Source organism: candidate division KSB1 bacterium (assembly GCA_034506335.1).
GTDB lineage: Bacteria > Zhuqueibacterota > Zhuqueibacteria > JANLFK01 > Oleimicrobiaceae > Oleimicrobium.
Window position 1 is genome coordinate 1 of sequence record JAPDPR010000030.1, and the last position, 18,311, is coordinate 18,311.

The 18,311-nt window shown below is 61.6% G+C and carries 13 protein-coding genes and 2 tRNA genes; 5 read left to right on the forward strand and 10 right to left on the reverse strand.

The genetic code is table 11. The features are described from left to right. From ONB25_09640 to ONB25_09675, 8 genes are all read right to left on the reverse strand, one after another. A partial coding sequence (locus ONB25_09640) for a putative LPS assembly protein LptD (GenBank protein MDZ7393140.1) occupies positions 1-1,551 on the reverse strand: 1,551 nt, incomplete at its 3' end. 189 nt (positions 1,552-1,740) lie between these two features. After that, positions 1,741-3,072 (reverse strand): replication-associated recombination protein A, encoded by a 1,332-nt coding sequence (locus ONB25_09645; GenBank protein ID MDZ7393141.1) that lies wholly within the window; start codon positions 3,070-3,072, stop codon positions 1,741-1,743. Between the two features lie 134 nt (positions 3,073-3,206). Then, on the reverse strand, positions 3,207-3,956 hold the full coding sequence (locus ONB25_09650) for an ion channel (protein ID MDZ7393142.1): 750 nt from the start codon (positions 3,954-3,956) through the stop codon (positions 3,207-3,209). Between the two features lie 78 nt (positions 3,957-4,034). Next, positions 4,035-4,556 (reverse strand): DUF5698 domain-containing protein, encoded by a 522-nt coding sequence (locus ONB25_09655; GenBank protein ID MDZ7393143.1) that lies wholly within the window; start codon positions 4,554-4,556, stop codon positions 4,035-4,037. 28 nt (positions 4,557-4,584) lie between these two features. Next, positions 4,585-5,517, reverse strand: a complete 933-nt coding sequence (rbsK, locus tag ONB25_09660) for a ribokinase (GenBank protein ID MDZ7393144.1) — start codon at positions 5,515-5,517, stop codon at positions 4,585-4,587. 28 nt (positions 5,518-5,545) lie between these two features. Further along, positions 5,546-6,718: a galactokinase gene (locus ONB25_09665; protein ID MDZ7393145.1), complete on the reverse strand. Its 1,173-nt coding sequence runs from the start codon at positions 6,716-6,718 to the stop codon at positions 5,546-5,548. Positions 6,719-6,834: 116 nt separating this feature from the next. Further along, a tRNA-Glu gene (locus tag ONB25_09670) sits at positions 6,835-6,906 on the reverse strand. A gap of 41 nt (positions 6,907-6,947) precedes the next feature. Next, positions 6,948-7,024: transfer RNA gene (locus ONB25_09675), tRNA-His, on the reverse strand. A gap of 458 nt (positions 7,025-7,482) precedes the next feature. Here ONB25_09675 and ONB25_09680 point away from each other — a divergent pair. The 5 genes from ONB25_09680 to ONB25_09700 all read left to right on the forward strand — a co-directional run bounded on the left by ONB25_09680 (position 7,483) and on the right by ONB25_09700 (position 14,795). Further along, positions 7,483-9,054 (forward strand): metallophosphoesterase, encoded by a 1,572-nt coding sequence (locus tag ONB25_09680; protein ID MDZ7393146.1) that lies wholly within the window; start codon positions 7,483-7,485, stop codon positions 9,052-9,054. Continuing rightward, positions 9,032-10,564 (forward strand): xylulokinase, encoded by a 1,533-nt coding sequence (gene xylB, locus ONB25_09685; protein ID MDZ7393147.1) that lies wholly within the window; start codon positions 9,032-9,034, stop codon positions 10,562-10,564. The genes ONB25_09680 and xylB overlap by 23 nt, the downstream gene beginning before the upstream one ends. 299 nt (positions 10,565-10,863) lie before the next feature. Next, positions 10,864-12,519 carry an MFS transporter gene (locus ONB25_09690; protein MDZ7393148.1) on the forward strand — a complete coding sequence of 552 codons (1,656 nt, stop codon included), beginning with the start codon at positions 10,864-10,866 and terminating at the stop codon, positions 12,517-12,519. A 250-nt stretch (positions 12,520-12,769) separates the two neighbouring features. Next, on the forward strand, positions 12,770-13,765 hold the full coding sequence (locus tag ONB25_09695; GenBank protein MDZ7393149.1) for a pectinesterase family protein: 996 nt from the start codon (positions 12,770-12,772) through the stop codon (positions 13,763-13,765). Between the two features lie 187 nt (positions 13,766-13,952). Beyond that, the gene (locus ONB25_09700; GenBank protein ID MDZ7393150.1) at positions 13,953-14,795 is read left to right on the forward strand and encodes an esterase family protein; all 843 of its coding nucleotides are present in this window, start codon (positions 13,953-13,955) and stop codon (positions 14,793-14,795) included. Positions 14,796-14,866: 71 nt separating this feature from the next. Here the strand turns inward: ONB25_09700 and ONB25_09705 are convergent, their stop codons facing one another. Together ONB25_09705 and ONB25_09710 are read right to left on the reverse strand one after the other, a co-directional pair. Continuing rightward, positions 14,867-15,067 carry a hypothetical protein gene (locus ONB25_09705; GenBank protein ID MDZ7393151.1) on the reverse strand — a complete coding sequence of 67 codons (201 nt, stop codon included), beginning with the start codon at positions 15,065-15,067 and terminating at the stop codon, positions 14,867-14,869. A 212-nt stretch (positions 15,068-15,279) separates the two neighbouring features. Continuing rightward, positions 15,280-18,258, reverse strand: coding sequence for a DUF294 nucleotidyltransferase-like domain-containing protein (locus tag ONB25_09710; GenBank protein ID MDZ7393152.1), 2,979 nt, complete (start codon positions 18,256-18,258; stop codon positions 15,280-15,282). Positions 18,259-18,311 lie beyond the last annotated feature (53 nt).

The following is an 18,311-nucleotide window of genomic DNA, read 5'->3' on the forward strand; positions in this document are numbered from 1 at the left end:
GTAGTAGCCCCACTTTGCCTGAGAAAAGTCGGGCTGATAGGAGAACGACAGCGTGGGCGTGACCACATGGCGCACAGCCTTCACGCCGAACACGTTGGGCGTGAACAGACCGTACAGTTTAGTGTGCCCGGAGAGGCTGTAAGAAAAAACATGGCGGGCAGCGAAGCCTCGCCTTTCGCGCGTGCCAATGCTGTTGGTAGAATCGATGAGAAAGTAGTCGGTCGTACGGTCAAACCAGTCCTCATTGATGCTCAGCGACTGACTGAGCCCCAGCCAACCAAAGAGCTTGCCCGGATTGTTCATTGAGAGTCCAATGTTGTGGGCAAGACGGCGGTTCACCGTCTTTGTCTCGACGCCTTGCCACTTGCGGGTGACCTCGGTGTTCATCAGGTTGGATGAATAGGAGTAGTAGATGGCCTGGTACCAACGGAGTTCCTCTTTCACCCCCCGACGGGTCTCCATTCGCCCCCGGCCGGTAGTGGCAGGCGGGAAAAACTGCCCCTGTGCCACGTAAAGACTCGCCTGGGGCAGGCTGAGGGTGGTCTCGTCAGTCTGCAAATCCCGCACGTGCGAGGCGTTCACCGTCAGCCCCACCTTGCCATTGCGCCATGTCTTGCTCAGGGTGGCGTTAGAGCGCAATTGGCGCGTCAGGCGAGCATCAAGATTGGTGCTCAAATCGCGGTAGAATGAGCCATCGCTGACAAAATAGCCCGCAGCAGAAATCCGCAACGTTGGATCGATCTCGTGCGCATGCTGCACCTGCAGGTCCCACCGCCGCTGGCGAATCCCGTAGGTAAAGTCCTTGCGAGTAATGGAGCCGTTCACCCAGCCTCGCATCACGTAGCGCACGGCATAGTTCATGCCTGCCTGAAAGAACAGACCGCTCCGCTCGAAGTAGTCAACGGTTCCCTGGGCGTCGAAGTAGTCGTTGGGCGCCCAGTAATAGCCGAGCCCACGGAGATAGTTCCCTTCGCGCGCACTGTAGCCGTAGCGCGGCATGAGAAAACCGCTCTGCCGCCCTTTCCTGTGCGGAAAGACTGCAAACGGGAAGCCGAGGACAGGAATGCGCCCAAGGTACATGACCAGCCCCTGGGCAACCACCTTGTCGTTGGGTATCATCTTCATCCGCCGGCAGTAGAAATGGTAGTGCGCGTCATCGGTCAGGTCGCAGGTGGTGAACTCGCCGTGGGACACGTTGTACACATTCCCTCCGACCCTCTTGATCTGCTGACCGCCATAGAATCCGCCCTCGAATTCTGTCCGTCCTCGTACCACAATCCCCTTGTCAGTGGCGGTGTTGTACACCATCTTAAAGCCGGTCATCGTCTCGCCATCGCTGATAAGGGTAGGCAATCCTCGCCACCGCACCACCCGCACCGAGTCGCCCGGATTCGCGGACGGGACCAAAACGGTGTCCGGCACACCTTCGGCGGTGAGCAGATTCTTGTCCCACTCCACCGTGATCTTCTCTGCGCGCAGGGTCATGGTGCGGTAGCGGACCACCGCATCCCCAAGGAGGTAGGTGATTCTCTCTTCCACCAGGTTGTCCACGCTCTGCGCTTCGTAGTGGATCGTTGTGTCCAGTTCCGCTCGCGCACGACGGGCAGGTACGGTATCTTGAGAGGCAGGGCAAAGGCAAACGCCCGCTGCTGAGGCCTGGAGGTGACCTATTGCAGCAAGAGCGACCAAGCACGACAAGCACAACAGTCGCGGTGTATGCCGCCACGCCGACATAACAGGTCACTCGCTCCTGCGCCGACGTTTGGGCCACAGCTGTTCGAGCCGTTCCCTGATACGCTTTTCCACGCCGTTATCGGTGGGCTTGTAGTACACCCGAGGTCCTATTTCCTTGGGGAAGTAATCCTGTTCCACAAAGCCGCCATGGTCGTGAGGGTAGTGGTAGCCGGCGGCATAGCCAAATTGGCGCATGAGCTGGGTGGGGGCGTTACGCAGGTGCAAGGGCACAGAGCCGGGCTGTTCCTGGCGCACATCGGCAGTGGCTGCCTCGATCGCGAGGTAGGAGGCGTTGCTCTTCGGCGCAGAAGCCAGGTAGGTCGTGGCCTGGGCCAAGATGATGCGGGCCTCCGGCATGCCCACGGCGTGTACTGCCTGGAAGGCCGAGGTGGCCACCATCAGCGCATGGGGGTCGGCGTTGCCGATGTCCTCTGAGGCGAGAATAATCAGCCGGCGCGCCACAAAGAGCGGGTCCTCCCCCCCTTCCAGCATGCGCGCCAGCCAGTAAAGCGCGGCATCTGGGTCCGATCCCCGCACGCTCTTGATAAAGGCCGAGATGGTGTCGTAGTGGTAGTCGCCTTTCTTGTCATAAAGGAGGGTGCGCCGTTGCATTGCCTCCTCGATGAGCTCGCGGGTGATGGTGACATGCCCCTCCTTTGCAGGCGCCAGCCGAACCGCCAGCTCCAGGGCGTTCAGCGCCACACGCGCATCGCCCGCCGAAAGCTGCAGCAGGAGCTGACGCGCCCCCTCCGCGAAAGTAATGCGCAACCGACTCAGCTCCTCATCCCGCTGGAGTGCCCCCACTAGCACCGCATCCAATTCCGCCTCCGTGAGGGGCTCCATCTTGTAAACCCGGCAGCGCGACAACAACGGGGGGATGACCTCGAAACTGGGGTTCTCGGTCGTGGCACCAATGAGGAGGATGGTCCCGTCCTCAACCGCATGCAGCAGCGCATCCTGCTGCGCCTTGTTGAAGCGGTGGATTTCATCAATGAAGAGAATGGTACGCCTGCCGCTGCGCGTCCGCAATTGCCGCGCCTTGTCGATGACGGCACGAACCTCTGCCACACCCGAGGTCACCGCGCTGAGGGAGAAAAAGCTGCAATGCGTCTCGCGAGCGATAATACGCGCCAACGTAGTTTTCCCCACGCCGGGCGGCCCCCAGAAGATCATCGACATCAGCTCATCGCGCTCGATGGCCCTGCGTAGCACCTTGCCCTCCCCAACAAGGTGCGCCTGCCCCACAAACTCGGCAAGGGTCCTCGGCCGCACCCGGTCGGCAAGAGGCGCCTCTGGCGAGACAGGAGCTGATTCGGGTTCTGGCTCAAAAAGGCTCATCGCTTCGACTTACCGGCTGTGCACCACCTGCACGGAATTCTCCTGTGTGAATTTAGCCAAAACTCGCCAGATAATCAAGGCGTAAATCTCGACCGATGCCGGCGCACGGGCACCGCCGCGACTGCCGGCACCTCTTACCGAGAATGCGTTTGGGAGGACCGCCGGCCCCGGTAGCTGCTTGTCCAGCTCACGATGAGGCCGATAAGTATGGAGAGGAACAGGTAGCAGATGATGGTTTGCGACATGATCAGCATTTTGGCGCCGGCAGTGAGCGGCACAATGTCCCCGTAGCCCACCGTGGTGGCCGTGATCACGCTCAGGTACAAAAAGTCCAAGAGCGGGTCGATGCTGGCCTCCATCTTGAACAGGCGATGCGGCACGTGCGGGTCAAGGATGGTGTAGAGCAAGGTGTAGCTGAGCACGGTGGTAACGTAAAGAAAGGCAAACTGCGCCAGCGTGCTTTCGCGCGACACGGCCTCGCCGCGCCAGACAGCGCGCAGGCTCAAAGCAAATTCGTAGACGTTGAGCGCCACTGCCACTGCCAGCAGGGCGAGGATAATCCAATAGAGATCTCGGTGGCAGATGATGTAGTACTCCACGATTCCTGCCACAAAGAGTATGGGGAGAAGGGCCATGGCCCAGAACACTGAGCGCCGCCGTCGCAGCAAAGCCGCACGCAGTAGATTCGCCCCACCCACCAGCGTGGCCACCGCGCCGCCCGCCTGCACATAGCTACCGCTTGACTTGCCGATGCGGACAAAGGCGCCGAGCACGTAGCAGAGCACAAAAATGACTATTGCCACGCTGGCAACTGTGCGGAAACGCCGCGCCCACAAGGCAAACCAGTCGTGCCACCCCCGCTTCCTTCGCTTTGGTCTTGGCATACTCCCTCTTTCGTGAGCCATCCGAAAGACACCGAGCCGGTGCCCTCCCTGTACGGGGCCCATACGAAAACCAGCGCGTTACTTCTTCTTGTTGGCCGCTATGTGACCTCGAAAGATGTGCCGCGAGTCGTGCAGAGTGATGAAGGCATCCCGATCGATGCTCTCCACGGTCTTGATCACCTGTCTGCTCTGCTTGCGGCGCACCGTGGTATAGACCAACTCCACCGGCCCTTTCATCCCTTCTCCCGGAACCACCGTCACCCCGAACCCTGCCTCGCGCAACGCAGTCGCAATCTGGCGCGAAAAACGCTGCGAGATGATGCGGATGTGTGACCACCCCAACGCCAGTTTATGCTCGATAGTGATCCCCAGCAAGGTCCCGCACGCAAAGCCTCCTGAATAGGCGATGACGCTTATGATGTTGTGCATCCCGGAGATGGCCTTGGAGATGGCCACCAGGAAGATAGTGACCTCCACGAAACCAATGAGGGCCGCCACGATGCGCCGCCCCTGGATGATGAAGATCATCCGAATCGTGCCAAGACTGACGTCGATGATTCGGAAGAAAAAAATCATGATCGCGTTCAGCGCCAGACTCATATGTATCCTCGCTCACATTGCTAGCAATTCAATGTCCGGCCAGGAAGGCCTCCACCTCGGCAGCGCGCGGCAGTGAGGGTTGCGCTCCCAGCGTCTGCACTGCCAAGGCGGCAGCCGCATTCGCGTAGCGCACCGCATCAGGCAACGCTAGGCCTTGCACCAATCCTACGGCTAACGCACCGTTGAACGCATCGCCTGCGGCAGTCGTGTCCACTGCCTTCACCGGGAAACCGGGCACCAAAACGCCATCGCTGCCGTCGAAAAAGAAGGCTCCTTTGGCGCCAAGGGTGATGATGACGTTCTTGACGCCTGTCCGATGGAGGCGAACGGCGGCTTCACGCACGTGCGCGCCACCACTCACCCTCACGCCCGTGAGCAGCTCCGCTTCGCTCTCGTTGGGGGTGATGATGCTTACCATAGGCAACAGCTCTGCAGGCAGAGGCCGCCCCGGTGCCGGATTGAGGATGACCGGCACGCCCGCTCTGGCTGCCATATCCACGGCATGTAGAACCGTTTCCAGCGGCGTTTCCAATTGCACCAGTAACACACCGGCACTGGCAAGCACCGTGCGCGCTTTGTCCACGTCCGCAGGGGTCAGGTGTTCATTCGCGCCCAAAGCCACCACGATGCGGTTTTGTCCCTGTTCTTCCAGCACAATGAGGGCCACGCCGGAGGGGTAGGTCGGGTCCACTGCTACAAAGTCGCAGTGTACGCCCTCGGCAGTGAGGCCGGCGATGGCCTGCCTGCCGAAGAGGTCATCCCCCACGCGCGCGACGAACCAGACCTCCGCCCCAAGGCGTGCCGCAGCGACCGCCTGATTTGCCCCTTTGCCGCCGGCCGCGATGAAAAAGCCGCTCCCCAGCACCGTCTCGCCTGCCGCCGGTGCCCGAGGGCAGCGCACCACAAGGTCGGTATTGGAACTGCCCACAACCACAATCCTCTTACCCGGGGTCTCGGCCATGCTGTGCGCTTCTCCGCCAATTCCTTTGTCAAAGCCACTCCACCTGCACGCCATCGTCGGCGCGGCAGACCAGAATGCCGGGCTCACGACCAAAGCGTCGGACATAGTCGCTGCACACCCGCTCGCGAAACGCCTCGACGGCGTCCGTGCGCACCAGATTGACGGTGCACCCACCGAATCCCGCTCCGGTCAGGCGGGCACCCAGCGTGCCGTCAACTGCCAGGGCGCTCTCCACCAGGGTGTCCAACTCTGGACAGCTCACCTCGTAAAGGTCGCGCAAACTCTCATGCGATTGGACCATCAGCCGGCCAAAGTGGCTCAGGTCGCCCCCCTCCAGCGCACGGACAGCATCCAGCACGCGGGCGTTTTCCCGCACCACGTGCTCGCAGCGTCGCCTCACCACCTCCGGCAGGCGCCCGCTCAACTCGGCAAACTGCTCTACACTGACGTCGCGAAGGGCCCTGACCTCCGGCAGCCACTGCCGAATCAGACGCACACCTTCTTCACACTGGGCGCGGCGCTCGTTGTAAGCGGAGGAAGCCAGGCCGCGCTTCTTCTTGCTGTCGCAGATGACCAATGCACTCTCACGCAGCTGCAGCGGCACCAGCCGATAGTCCAAAGAACGGCAGTCCAGGAAAAGGGCGTGGTCGCGGCGACCGAGCCGGCAGACGAACATGTCCATGATCCCGCACTTGGTGCCCGCGAACTGGTGTTCGGCCTGCTGTACCAGTTTGATGAGCTCCAGCTCTTGCATCCTGAATGGGTACAGTGCCTGAACCAGAGAGGCCATCCCGACCTCAAGAGCCGCAGAGGAGCTCAGTCCCGCCGCCCGCGGCAGATTGCCGGCAATGAGGACGTCAAATCCGTCCAGCGCTACGCCCCGCGCTTGCAGGAGTTGCAGCACCCCGATGAGGTAGACGCTCCAGTGGTGTGGCTTGTCGGGCCGTTCCTGCTGGACGGGAAACGTGGCAAGCTCGTCGAACTCGGCGGCATAGGCACGCACCTTTGCACCTGCTCGTCGCCGAGCAAGAAAGTAGATGTGCCGGTCAATAGCTGCCGGCAGCACAAAGCCGTCGTTGTAGTCGGTGTGTTCGCCGATGAGGTTCACGCGGCCAGCAGCGCGCACCAGCACCTGTGGTGGCGCACCGAAGTGGAGGGTGAACTGTTCAAGCAGCGGTTCTCTTGCTATCGAACTTGCCACGTGTCGCCTTTCCAGTGCTCACCGGTCGCAGGGTCCAAGGCGGGGGCTCTCTTGTGCCGTAAGAAAAAAGGGCGAGATGCCGTGGCGGGCACGGTTCTTTTCTCGCCCGTCTTGAGCGTCCCCTAGGGGAGTCGAACCCCTGTTGCAGGATCGAAAATCCTGAGTCCTGACCACTAGACGAAGGGGACGGCGCTGGCTGCCGCGCGATGAGGGCGGCGAGCCCAATCATTGGGGTGAGCGACGGGATTCGAACCCGCGACCACCAGGGCCACAGCCTAGTGCTCTATCCAGCTGAGCTACGCTCACCGTGGTGCCATTCCTCGCCGAGGCGGCAAAATATACGAAAATTCGTGTGGCAAAACAAGGGGAAAACATTGGCGGGGTTGGGCTCCACCACCACTGCCGACAAGGTACGCCCGGAGTGCGCCGCCTTTATGCGGCGCTGCGCCGTCGCCAGACGGCGCGCGGAGGGAGGGAAGCCGGGAGGTGTGAAACGGGGCGCGGGCCCAAGACGCGTGAGGGGCAGCGGGGCAGGCCCCCGCCCCCGCAGTGCATAAAGGCACTGCACTCCAGCCCTCCCCACCCCGCAACGCATAAAGGCGTTGCACTCCAACCCCGCACCATTAGGCGCAGGGCGGCTTCCCCCACGGCAGCGCATACACAAGTGCGCACCCCCCGGAAAAACCGATTGCCTCTTTCCCGCGTTCTGTGTAAATTTGCAGCCACGGCACAATCGCCAAGGCATGGAGGTCGCGCGAATCGTGATGGGCGGCAACGGGAAACGAGGGTCGAGGACAACCCGCAGGGCAGCCGGGTGCACCATCCTAGCGGTGGGCATCCTCCTTCTCCTCCTGCTGCTCTACGCCCGCTGGATTGAACCAACTCGCCTGCAGGTAACCCACCTCTACCTCCAGAGCCCAAAACTGGCGCCTGCACAGCAGCCGATCACCATCGTGCAGCTCTCCGACCTGCACATGCGCACCCTCACCCCTTTCTACCAAAAAGTGGCACATGTAACAAACAGCTTCGCCCCCGACCTGGTGGTCATTACCGGCGACCTCATTGGCTCCTCGCGCTGGCTGGCCAAAGAGCACTCCCAGCTCTTGCACTCGACCTTGGCCAGCGTGGCCCGATTCGTCGGGCTCCTCAAGGCCCCGCACGGGGTCTTTGTCGTGCGCGGCAACAACGAGCTGGTGGCGCAGAAGGAACTCAACAACACGGTGCTGGATGCCCTGCGCGCAGCCGGTGCCACCGTGCTCTGCAATCAGCATCAGCGCGTCGAGGTGAACAGTGTGCCGCTCTACGTCCTGGGCGCGGACTTTTTTTCCTTCCACCCTGCGCTCTATGCTGATTTCACCGTCGAACGCCACGACGGCACCTGCCTGATGCGGGCTGGCCGGTCACTGGACAACGCGTACTCCCACTACGTGGGACCAGGGAGCAGGGACTGGCAGAACTACGAATGTACCGGTGCAATGAGCTATTCCGGTTCCGGCGAGGCGGGCGTGGGAGTGACGGTCTACTCTGCCTTTGGCAGCGGCGAGGACCGCTTCTACCGCCTCCGCTGGCGCGAAGGCCTGTCCGGCATTCGCTTGGACGCCCACGGTTCACCCGTGAATCCGGTCACTATTCCCTTTTCCATGGAGCCGGAGAAGTGGTACAGGTTTCGCCTCCAAGCAGAGTCCCTGGAGGATCGCACCGTGGTCAAGGCCAAGGCCTGGGAAGAAGGTTATCCCGAGCCCCTGAGCTGGCAGCTCGTCTTGGTGGACACCTGCCGGGCGCGACTCACGCGCGGTACCGTGGGCCTGTGGAGCCATGGGGAGGGGCTCAGGCGCTTCAAGGATCTGCGCGTGGTGGACACGAGGCGGGACAGTCTGTTGCTGGCTGCACCATCATGTCACAGCGGCCCAGACCCAGAGGGGTGGTTGGACTTTGCACTTGAGCGCGAGGGCATACGAGCGGCGGCGCATGGCATCCCGCATGAAGCCTTCACGCTGCTGCTGGCGCACTCACCGGATATGGTGCGGCCGGCGGAGGACCTGGGCATTGACCTGGTGCTTGCCGGCCACACGCACGGCGGCCAGGTCCGCCTGCCCCTTGTAGGAGCGCTGTACGCCCAAACGCTCCTGGGCAGACGTTACGCCGCCGGCCTTTTCAGCTTTGGCACCACCAAACTGTACGTGAACCGGGGCATTGGGAACGCCTTCGTTCCTTTTCGCTTTCTCTGTCGACCCGAGATCACCGTTATCCACCTCCTACCAGGGGCAAACCCTGAGAACAGGTTGGGGACAAACGCAGATGAGGAGGCACGCCATGGCATACCTAATGGGCATTGACGTAGGCACAACGGGCACCAAGACCCTGCTCATCGCCGAAGACGGCACGGTGATGGCCTCAGCCACCGAGGAGTATCCGCTTCACACCCCTCGACCGAACTGGTCAGAACAGGACCCGGAAGATTGGTGGCGCGCAGTGTGCGCCGGCGTGGGGAAAGTGTTGGCCAAGGTACCGGGTGCAGCCGCACAGATTGCCGGTATTGGGCTTTCCGGGCAGATGCACGGGGCGGTGTTCTTGGACGAACATCACCGGGTCATACGGCCGGCAATCCTGTGGAACGACCAGCGCACGGGCGAAGAGTGCGCGGAGATTACCTCGCGCGTGGGCGCCACCCGCCTGATGGAACTGGCCAGCAATCCCGCCCTCACCGGCTTCACTGCGCCCAAGATCCTCTGGCTGCGCAAGAATGAGCCGCATCACTACGAGCGCGTGCGCACCATCCTTTTGCCCAAGGACTATGTGCGCTTTCGCCTAACCGGCACCTTTGCCACCGAAGTCTCCGACGCCTCGGGGACGCTTCTCTTCGACGTCAAGAACCGTAGGTGGTCCAAGGAGCTCTTGGAGATCCTGGACATCCCGCGCCATTTCCTTCCGGAGTGTGCGGAATCACCGGTTGCCACGGCGAAGGTGAGTCGGGTGGCGGCCGAGCAGACGGGTCTGCGCGAAGGGATACCAGTGGTAGGGGGAGGGGGCGACCAGGCAGCCGGAGCGGTGGGCACAGGCGTGGTGAGCAAGGGGGTTATCTCCTCCACCTTGGGGACGTCTGGGGTGGTATTCGCCTACGCTGACAAGCCGGAAACGGACCCGCAGGGCAGGCTGCACACGTTCTGCCATGCGGTGCCGGGTGCCTGGCACATGATGGGGGTGATGCTCTCTGCCGGCGGTTCCCTGCGCTGGTTCAGGGACGCCCTGTGCCATGAGGAGATAGTTGAAGCCAAGCAAAGGGGTATCGACGTGTACGAACTGCTGACCGCTGCGGCCGCGCAGGTGCCGCCGGGGGCAGAGGGGCTGCTTTTCCTGCCGTACCTGGCGGGCGAGCGGACTCCGTATCCTGATCCCAATGCGCGCGGGGTGTTCATCGGCTTGAGCCTGCGCCACACCAAGGCGCACATGGTGCGGGCCGTGCTGGAGGGCGTGACCTTCGGCATGCGCGATTCACTGGAGATCATGCGCGCGCAGCACATCGAAGCGCGGCAGATTCGCGCCTCAGGCGGGGGAGGCAGAAGCGCCCTCTGGCGGCAAATCCAGGCGGACGTCTTTGGCGCCCCGGTGAGCAGCATCAACGTGGAGGAGGGCCCGGCCTTCGGCGTCGCCCTGCTGGCGGGCGTGGGTACTGGCATCTACGCCACCGTGCCTGAGGCATGCCAGGCCACCATCCGCGTGGTCAGCGAGACCACACCGAGGGCAGAGGTCACGGCCGTCTACGAGCGATACTACCGCCTCTATCGCAGCCTCTACCCCCTGCTGCGCGACACGTTCCGGGCAGTTGCGGACCTGGTGGTCTCGTAGCATGAGGCAAGAGCGGGACCTCCGGCCGCACAGACCACCGAGCACGCCGAGGCCACTGTGAAGAACGAGATCAGCACGTTGTCCATAGTCGGATCCAAGGAACGGAAAGAACGGAGGTCCCGGAGCAGTCGGCGCGCGTGGCCCACGCGGAGGAGGAGAATCCACCTTGGGTGCCGATGGAGCACAGAACATTCTCCGTGTACAGCAAGCAAGGGGTGGCTGCGCGCGTGCTCGCCGTCCCCTGGTGGCACTCTGCGTGTCGGCATGGTCATCCATCTGACTGGGAGAAAGGAACGGTCATGAGTGGCAAGGGAGCTGGTCGGCTGTCCAGGTTCTCGCGCACGTTCTGGATGGCAATAGTCTTTGAGTTCTTCGAGCGGGGCGCCTATTACGGCATGATGAGCTTCCTCTCGGTCTACCTGACTGAGCAGTTGGGGTTTTCCAAGGAGGGAGTAGGGCTCATCAAAGGGACTATTCAGCCTCTGCTCTATTTCTTGCCGATTCTCAGCGGGGCCATCGCCGACCGTTTCGGCTACCGACGCACCCTGCTGGTGGCCTTTGCCCTGTTGGGGACGGGCTACTTCCTGACCAGCCAGGTCACCTCCTACACTGCGGTCTTCGTGGCGCTGGTGGTCATGGGATTAGGGGCCGGGGCCTTCAAGCCCATAATCTCCGGAACCATCGCCCGTACCACTGACGAACGCACCAGTTCCCTCGGCTTCGGCATCTACTACTGGTCCATCAATCTCGGCGCATTCCTTTTCCCTCTCATTCTGGTGCCGTACCTGAAGAACAGCTTTGGCCCACGCACGGTCATTCTTGCCTCGGCTCTGGCTACAGGTTCGATGCTTATTCCCACCCTGCTGGCTTTTCGCGATCCTGCGCGCCCAAAGGCAACAACGAATCTCCTTACGACCCTCGCCAACGCCTTTGAGATCATCTACAGCCCTTTCGTCCTCCTCTTTGCCATGCTGAGGCAGAGAGGCGGGCAGACAGCAGTGGCGCTCCTCCTCACCGTGGCAGTGGTTGCTGGGGGTGTGGCCCTGCATGTGAGCACGGGAAACTTTTTCGTTCTTTACGTAGGCCTGCTGCTGGTGGTGAGCCTCATCGTCCTTAGCCTTCGCGCCCGGGGGGAGCGCACGCGCATTCTCGCCGCGTTGGTCACGGCGGTAGGGCTCCTCCTCTGGGTCCTGCCCGGCCTCTCGCTGTTCACCAGAATTGTCGTGACCATCATCTACACCACGGTGTTTTCCCTGCTCGTCGTAGAGTATCAAGACTTGGCACGGGCGCGTGCGAACCTGAAGTTTCTCGTCATGATCCTCATCTACTCGGGTTTCTGGATCCTGTACTTCCAGATGTTTGACTCGGTGCTCTGGTACGTGCACGACTATGTTGACGCTTCCCCACTGAATCGAGCGGTCAATAGCGCTCTTCACGCTGTGGGTTTGCGGATCAATTGGTTTTTCGACGTGGAGCACGTGACGGTGATCAACGCCGGAACCATCATCGCGCTCCAGCTGGTCGTCTCCGCAGTGGTGCGGAAGACGCGCGCGCTGCCCACCATGGTGGCCGGCATATTGCTGGGCACGGTGGGAATGGCGATCCTTGCCATCTCGACCAACATCTGGGTCTTTATCGTGGGGATCATCATATTCTCCATCGGCGAAATGACCGCTCACCCAAAGTTCTTTTCCTATGTGGGCACGACGGCGCCCAAAGAGAGGGTCGCCACCTACATGGGGTACATTTTCCTCTACGGGGTGATCGGCAGCAGCATCGGGGCAATCCTCGGCGCGCACCTTTACGTGCACTTTGTGGACACCCTGCACCAGCCCCGTACGTTGTGGCTCTTGTTCAGCGGCATCGGTGCAGTGACCATACTGGGGCTGTTGGCATACGACCGCTTTTTGGCCGCTCGGGGTCCAACGCAAAACACTGGCGCCGGTGGCTCGTGAAAAGCCTCCCAGGGCAGAGAATTGCCGGACCATCCCCGGACCCGGGCTTTCTGGACCCGAAGAGACGGACCCCACTTGAGGGAATGCCTTGCGAGCGCCGAAGTACGAGTCGAAGCATTCTTCTTTTTGCAAAGGAACAGGAGTTGATGTGCAACGCATTGGCAGTACGTATGCCGGCCACGGCCGAGGGTGCACATGGTGGGGGCACCGCAGTGGAAGCGTAGCTGCCTCCAGGCGAATAACACGAAACATGGTCCCCGTACTTCTGGCGGCTCTTGCCCTCCCCGCGCTTTCGCAAGACTCGGGTGAGGGGACCCTCTCGTCTTTGCGGTACGATGCGGTGGTTGCCGCGGACGGCAGTGGTCAGTTCACATCGATTCAGGAGGCGATCATGGCCGCGCCGCACTCGGCCACGCCTGCGAAGCGCTGGGTCATCTTCGTCAAGCCGGGCATCTACCGCGAGTTGGTGTACGTCCAGCGCGAACGAGGGTGCATCCGGCTGGTAGGCGCTGCCCCCGAGTCCACGGTCATCACCTACGACCTGCACGCCAAGATGATCGGCCTGGATGGCAAGCCCATTGGGACATTCCGCACGCCAACGGTCGTCATAGACGGCGATGACTTTGTGGCCGAAAACCTTACCATTGAGAACGCGGCCGGGCCAGTGGCTCAGGCCGTGGCGCTGCGCGTTGACGGCGACAGAGTGGTCTTTAGAAACTGTCGGCTCCTGGGCTGGCAAGACACTATCCTTCTCAACCGCGGGCGTTCCTATTTCGAGGGTTGCTATATTGCCGGCCATGTGGACTTTATTTTCGGCGGCGGCACGGCAGTCTTTGTGGGGTGTGCGATCCACTGTCGCGGCAACGGGTACGTGACGGCAGCATCGACTCCCCCGGGCGAGGAGCACGGCTTCGTATTCTGGAACTGCACCATCACTGGCGAACCAGGTGTACGCGCCTACTTGGGCAGGCCTTGGCGCGCCCATGCTGCAGTGGTGTTCCTGAACACGAGCATGTCAGAAGTGGTGCGCCCGGAAGGGTGGCACAACTGGAACAAGCCCGAATGCGAGCGCACCGTGCGGTTTGCCGAGTGGAAAAGTACAGGACCAGGTGCGTCAACCGAGCGCCGCGTGCCTTGGGCGCGCCAGCTCACTGACGAGGAGGCCAATTCCTTCGCGCCGGAACGGGTGCTGGGGGCGTGGCACGGATGGCGACAAGGGTCCGTGGAGCCTGCCGCAAAGAAGTGAGCTAGCGCAAGGGAGACCCAAACACGCGCTCGCTTCGCCTGAACGCACGCGGGCAAGTCCCTGTTAGATTGGCAGTGACCACTCGGGTGGTAGGAAACAAGCGGGTGAATGCGAACCGAAGCGGTTTAGGAACTAACTCCCCGTCGTTATCTTTGCCAGCGACGGCTTTTCTCGAAAGGAGGTTTGAATGAAAAGGGCCTGTTCCCGCAGTTTACCCTGGCTGTTCGTGGGGATGCTGGCGATCTTGCTGTGGGCCGCGCCGTTGACCAGCATCGCGGCGCAGGTGGACACGGTGGCGGTACCAAGCGCCGCCATGGGAAAGACCTCACCGGCAGTCGTCGTTCTGCCTGAGCGTTATGTCACTACTCAGGAGCGCTTCCCAGTCGTCTACCTGCTGCACGGATGGAGCGGTTCCTATCGCGACTGGCCGACAAAGGCCAGCCTTGGCCCCCTGGCCGACCGGTACGGCTTCATCATCGTCTGCCCTGACGGCGGCTATGCCGGCTGGTACGTGGACAGCCCCCTGCGCAAGGACTCCCAATATGAGACCTACATCGCCAAGGAGGTCGTCGACTATATCGATGCCCACTACCGTACCATTGCCGATTCGACGGGCAGGTTCCTCTGCGGTCTGAGTATGGGCGGGCACGGCGCCTTCACCCTCCTTGCAAAGCACCCAGAAAGGTTTGCCGGTGCAGGGTGTATGAGCGGTGCCATGACTCTCCCCCCGGGCACCCGCCGCGCTGGACTGGCCGACGTATTGGGCGAATACGAGCAGGCATCGCGCCTGTGGGAGGAGAACTCGGCCTTGTTCCTCTGCGCCCGCCTGGTGGGTCGGAACAAGGCCATCTTCATAGACTGCGGCACAGAGGATTTCCTGCTGGACAGCAACCGACAGTTGCACAGCAGGATGCTCGAGCTGAAGATCCCCCACGACTACACCGAGCGGCCAGGGGCGCATACCTGGGCGTATTGGACCAACGCGCTGGAGTATCATCTGCTGTTTTTTGCCAAGAAAATGCAGCAGTAGGCCCGTCCCCTCCTGAACATTTCGGCAGTGTGGTCCACAATGCTCTCGTTCTGCAAGACCACACTGACCGACTACGCCGCGAGGGGGCTGTCTGCCGGTAAACGGTCACCGTTGGCTGTGCACGAGATGCCTGGCCGATCTTGATGACCACGGCCACCGCCGTCTTCGGCATGCTCCCCTTGGCGCTCGGTGGAAAGCAGGCAGGGGATATGGTTTTCATTGGCCTTGCCAACTATCGGCCACCTCACCGTGTCCAGCGTTTTGGTGCTCACCGTCACTCCAGAGCTACACGCACTGTTCTATGGTTACGCCACACCCATGGATGAGGTGGCCGACCGAGGTGTCTGCCTACCCTGCTATGCCTAGGCAAAACAGGCGAGCTTTTCTCGCGGCGTTTCTCCTAGTGGGAGGCAACTGGCAGCACAGAGGCCCCTTTTAAGGCTGGTCGAAGACCAAACCGAGCATGTGCCAGGGAACGTCTGGCTCAAGAGGCATGCACGGGGGTCGGTACCAGGAAGCGCTCCAACCTGGCCAAAACGCGGCGGGTCTTTTGAGCGCACGACGCAAATGCCGCCATCAACCTATCGGCCGCGTCCGTTTCTCCGTCGCCGTAGCCCATGATGACCGCGGCCCTGTTCAGGAAACGCGGGTCAATCTCGTCTGCGCTGGAGGCGGTGAGCCGGTACAGGCTGCGGAGCTGCTCATAGAAGTCGATGGCCTCGCGCAAAGCAACAAGCTCCTTCCGCCACTCCGGAGCCACCTCCAAGAGCGCCTCCAGAAGCTTGAAGGTCACCGGTTGCTCGATGCGGTACTTGGCCTTGCACATGAGGAGGGTCATCTCGATGTCGCGCATCCCACCCAGGCCCTCCTTGATATTGCGCGGGGCCCCCGGCAGCTTGCGCGCCTCACGATGCCGGCTGTGAATCTCCCTCTGCATCTGTGCCAAATAGGTGTGCACCCGATCGTACACATGGGGTTCGATGATGCGTCGCACAAAGGCCTGCTGCAACTTGGTGCTTCCCACCACCATGCGTGAGCCAAGGACTTGCGATTTGTCCACCACCACCGCACCGTCGTCCTGGGCCAAGTAGGAATCCAACTCGTTCATCGTTGTCACATAATGCCCGAACAGGTCAGCAAAACGGTAGTGGGGCAGGATACCTCTGCGGATGAGTTGCTGGTTCATCCGGCTGGCGATCTTGTCCCCATAGGCGCGGAGCTTCGGGTCGTCGGCGTCCAGGAGGAAGAAGAGGTCATAGTCGTCCACAAAAGCTTGCTCGCGCGCGTGCCCGCCGGAGACAAACAGGGCCAGGAGGTCCTTGGTCACCACACCCGAGCCCAGCTGCTCGTCCACCTCCGCCTTGCAGAGGTCGAACAGCGTGCGCAGGTAGCGGTCGGATGACTCGGTAAACTGGGCATTGACGGCGCGGATTGGAGCCCCCGCTAAGCAGAGGAGGCCGAGACGGAAGAACTCGACGTCGAAGAAATCGCCCAATCTTTCCTTCTTCGCCGTGAAGGCACCGTAGCGGTCCACATCGCCGTACAGCCCTTCGGCCAGCTGTTGCAGCTGCGCGGGCTGGTCTATGAGGTGAATCGCCGCCGGGTGCCGCTCCATCACCCGCAGGAAGAAACGTTTGAAGTACTGGCTGCTGTGGATGTGGAGATCACACAGCTCCAGAAGCCGCGCGCGAACCTGAGCGACATCCGGATCCCAGGCCTCGCCGCACATCTTTCTAGCAAAGACTTCACGGTCGGCTTCTGACAGACAGCTTAGGTAGCGATTCATCAGCTGCGGGTAGTGGTCAAAGACCCGGACCATGCGCCGAATCTCCTCGGGGCTGCCGGCGAAGACATCCAAGAACGCGCCATTAAAGTCTTCGAACACGCACCGGCTGGGGAAATGGTGCCGATGGCGGTCCAGCATGACCAGAAAGGAGAGCGCGGCGATGAACGCATTGGCCCCCCACGCGGCAAAACGCCTCACCAGCTCACGCCCCTGCGGTTCCTCTACTGCACAAAGGTCCTTGATCAGGGCAACGAGCAATTCAGCTTGGTTATCTTCCACCGCCTCCAGCACATCGTCCCAGAACTTGGTCCCGTTGAAAAATTCCAGGTGTTGGACAAACCGGACCGCAAGGTTTCCGGCGGGCCGCTCTCGGCAGGGCGCCAGCGCCTCCTCGCGCAAGCCGGCAAACACAGTCACCGAACGCAAGTGCTGGGTCACATGCGGTACGAGCTCATCGATAGCCCGCTTGGCCTGGGCCACGTAACGGTAGTAGTCCACGAGCAAATGCTGCTCCGCGGAGACCACCCCGGTGCCCTCGTATCCCATGGCTCGCGCTACATCGGCCAGCACCGTCTTCGCCTGCTCGGTCTCGAGGTAGATCTCCTCCTCCTGCACGACGAAGAGCTGGTAGAGGTAGCGGAATATTTCCAAGAAGGTGAGCGACTCCTCCAGCGCTGCATACATGGCCGCGCGGGGTGCATCGCGCTTCCAAAGTTCGTACAGGATCGCCCAGCAGTTGACCTTGTCGATGCGAAAGATGGTCTTGCCGGCGAACAGTGCCCCCTTGATCATGCGCAACGCATCGTTTTTCAAATTGATCCGATTGGGCTTGAGGCGCCGGATCTGCAGGGAGCGAACCTCGCCCAGGATGCCGCGCAGATACCCCTCGTGGTAACGATTATCGCCGCGGCGGTGGTAATAGTAACGGCCCGTGACCTGGCGCTGGAACTGGCGGAACAGCCTGCGGCTGCCGATGATCGGCGCGGCATTGAGCATCTCGCTGATAATGACAAAGTCACGGATTTCGGAGTCAAGAAGGGCGCAGTATTCGGGGATCGAAGCAGAGAACCCGCTCTGGCCCACATGCTCGGAGATATGCATATGCAGGCAGACGGCCCGCTTAAACATTTCGCCGCTAAGCTTGCTCACCGCCCGATTGAGGTACTCGCGCTTGGAAGAGCCGTCATCAATCACGCCAATATCCAGGTCGTCCTGGTCAGTGCGGGTCCCCACACCACAGATAACAAACTCTGGGCGCTGGTCCGCGGGCAAGAACAGGTCGAGGAGCTTCTCCATGTAGGTAGCAATCAGCGCGCGCAACCTGGCACCCACATCGAGCATGAACTTTTGATAGACCTGGAGCGGTTCGTTGGTGGCGGAGAGGTCGAGCATGAGCACATCGAGCGCGCGCAGGTTGAGGTGCAGGAATTGAAGGGCAAAGTAGGTGCCTAGGAACTCGAGCCTTTCTTTCTCACTCTCTCCCTGGGCACAAACCACGTCCATCTCGGCCCGCAAATCGCGGCCGGTGGTCCATAGGTGCACCTGGTCGATGGTGCCAGAAGCCTCCAAGCGCTCCACCAGAGAGTCCAGGTGGAGGTCGATCATGCGGAGGTACTTCTGGTTATGGTTGCCCAGCCGGGCGACTCTTTCTCTCAGGCGAAGAAGGACCGTTTCCATGGCAACTCACTCGGCACGCAAGCGACGCAGGTGCGTTTCCGCCGCGCCGGGGC

Bases quoted from the DNA above. Each gene is read 5' to 3' on its own strand.
- ONB25_09680 (MDZ7393146.1), top strand. From the start codon at position 7,483: ATGGGCGGCAACGGGAAACGAGGGTCGAGGACAACCCGCAGGGCAGCC.
- xylB (MDZ7393147.1), top strand. From the start codon at position 9,032: ATGGCATACCTAATGGGCATTGACGTAGGCACAACGGGCACCAAGACC.
- ONB25_09645 (MDZ7393141.1), bottom strand. From the start codon at position 3,072: ATGAGCCTTTTTGAGCCAGAACCCGAATCAGCTCCTGTCTCGCCAGAG.
- ONB25_09710 (MDZ7393152.1), bottom strand. From the start codon at position 18,258: ATGGAAACGGTCCTTCTTCGCCTGAGAGAAAGAGTCGCCCGGCTGGGC.
- ONB25_09690 (MDZ7393148.1), top strand. From the start codon at position 10,864: ATGAGTGGCAAGGGAGCTGGTCGGCTGTCCAGGTTCTCGCGCACGTTC.
- ONB25_09700 (MDZ7393150.1), top strand. From the start codon at position 13,953: ATGAAAAGGGCCTGTTCCCGCAGTTTACCCTGGCTGTTCGTGGGGATG.
- ONB25_09650 (MDZ7393142.1), bottom strand. From the start codon at position 3,956: ATGCCAAGACCAAAGCGAAGGAAGCGGGGGTGGCACGACTGGTTTGCC.
- ONB25_09655 (MDZ7393143.1), bottom strand. From the start codon at position 4,556: ATGAGTCTGGCGCTGAACGCGATCATGATTTTTTTCTTCCGAATCATC.
- rbsK (MDZ7393144.1), bottom strand. From the start codon at position 5,517: ATGGCCGAGACCCCGGGTAAGAGGATTGTGGTTGTGGGCAGTTCCAAT.
- ONB25_09695 (MDZ7393149.1), top strand. From the start codon at position 12,770: ATGGTCCCCGTACTTCTGGCGGCTCTTGCCCTCCCCGCGCTTTCGCAA.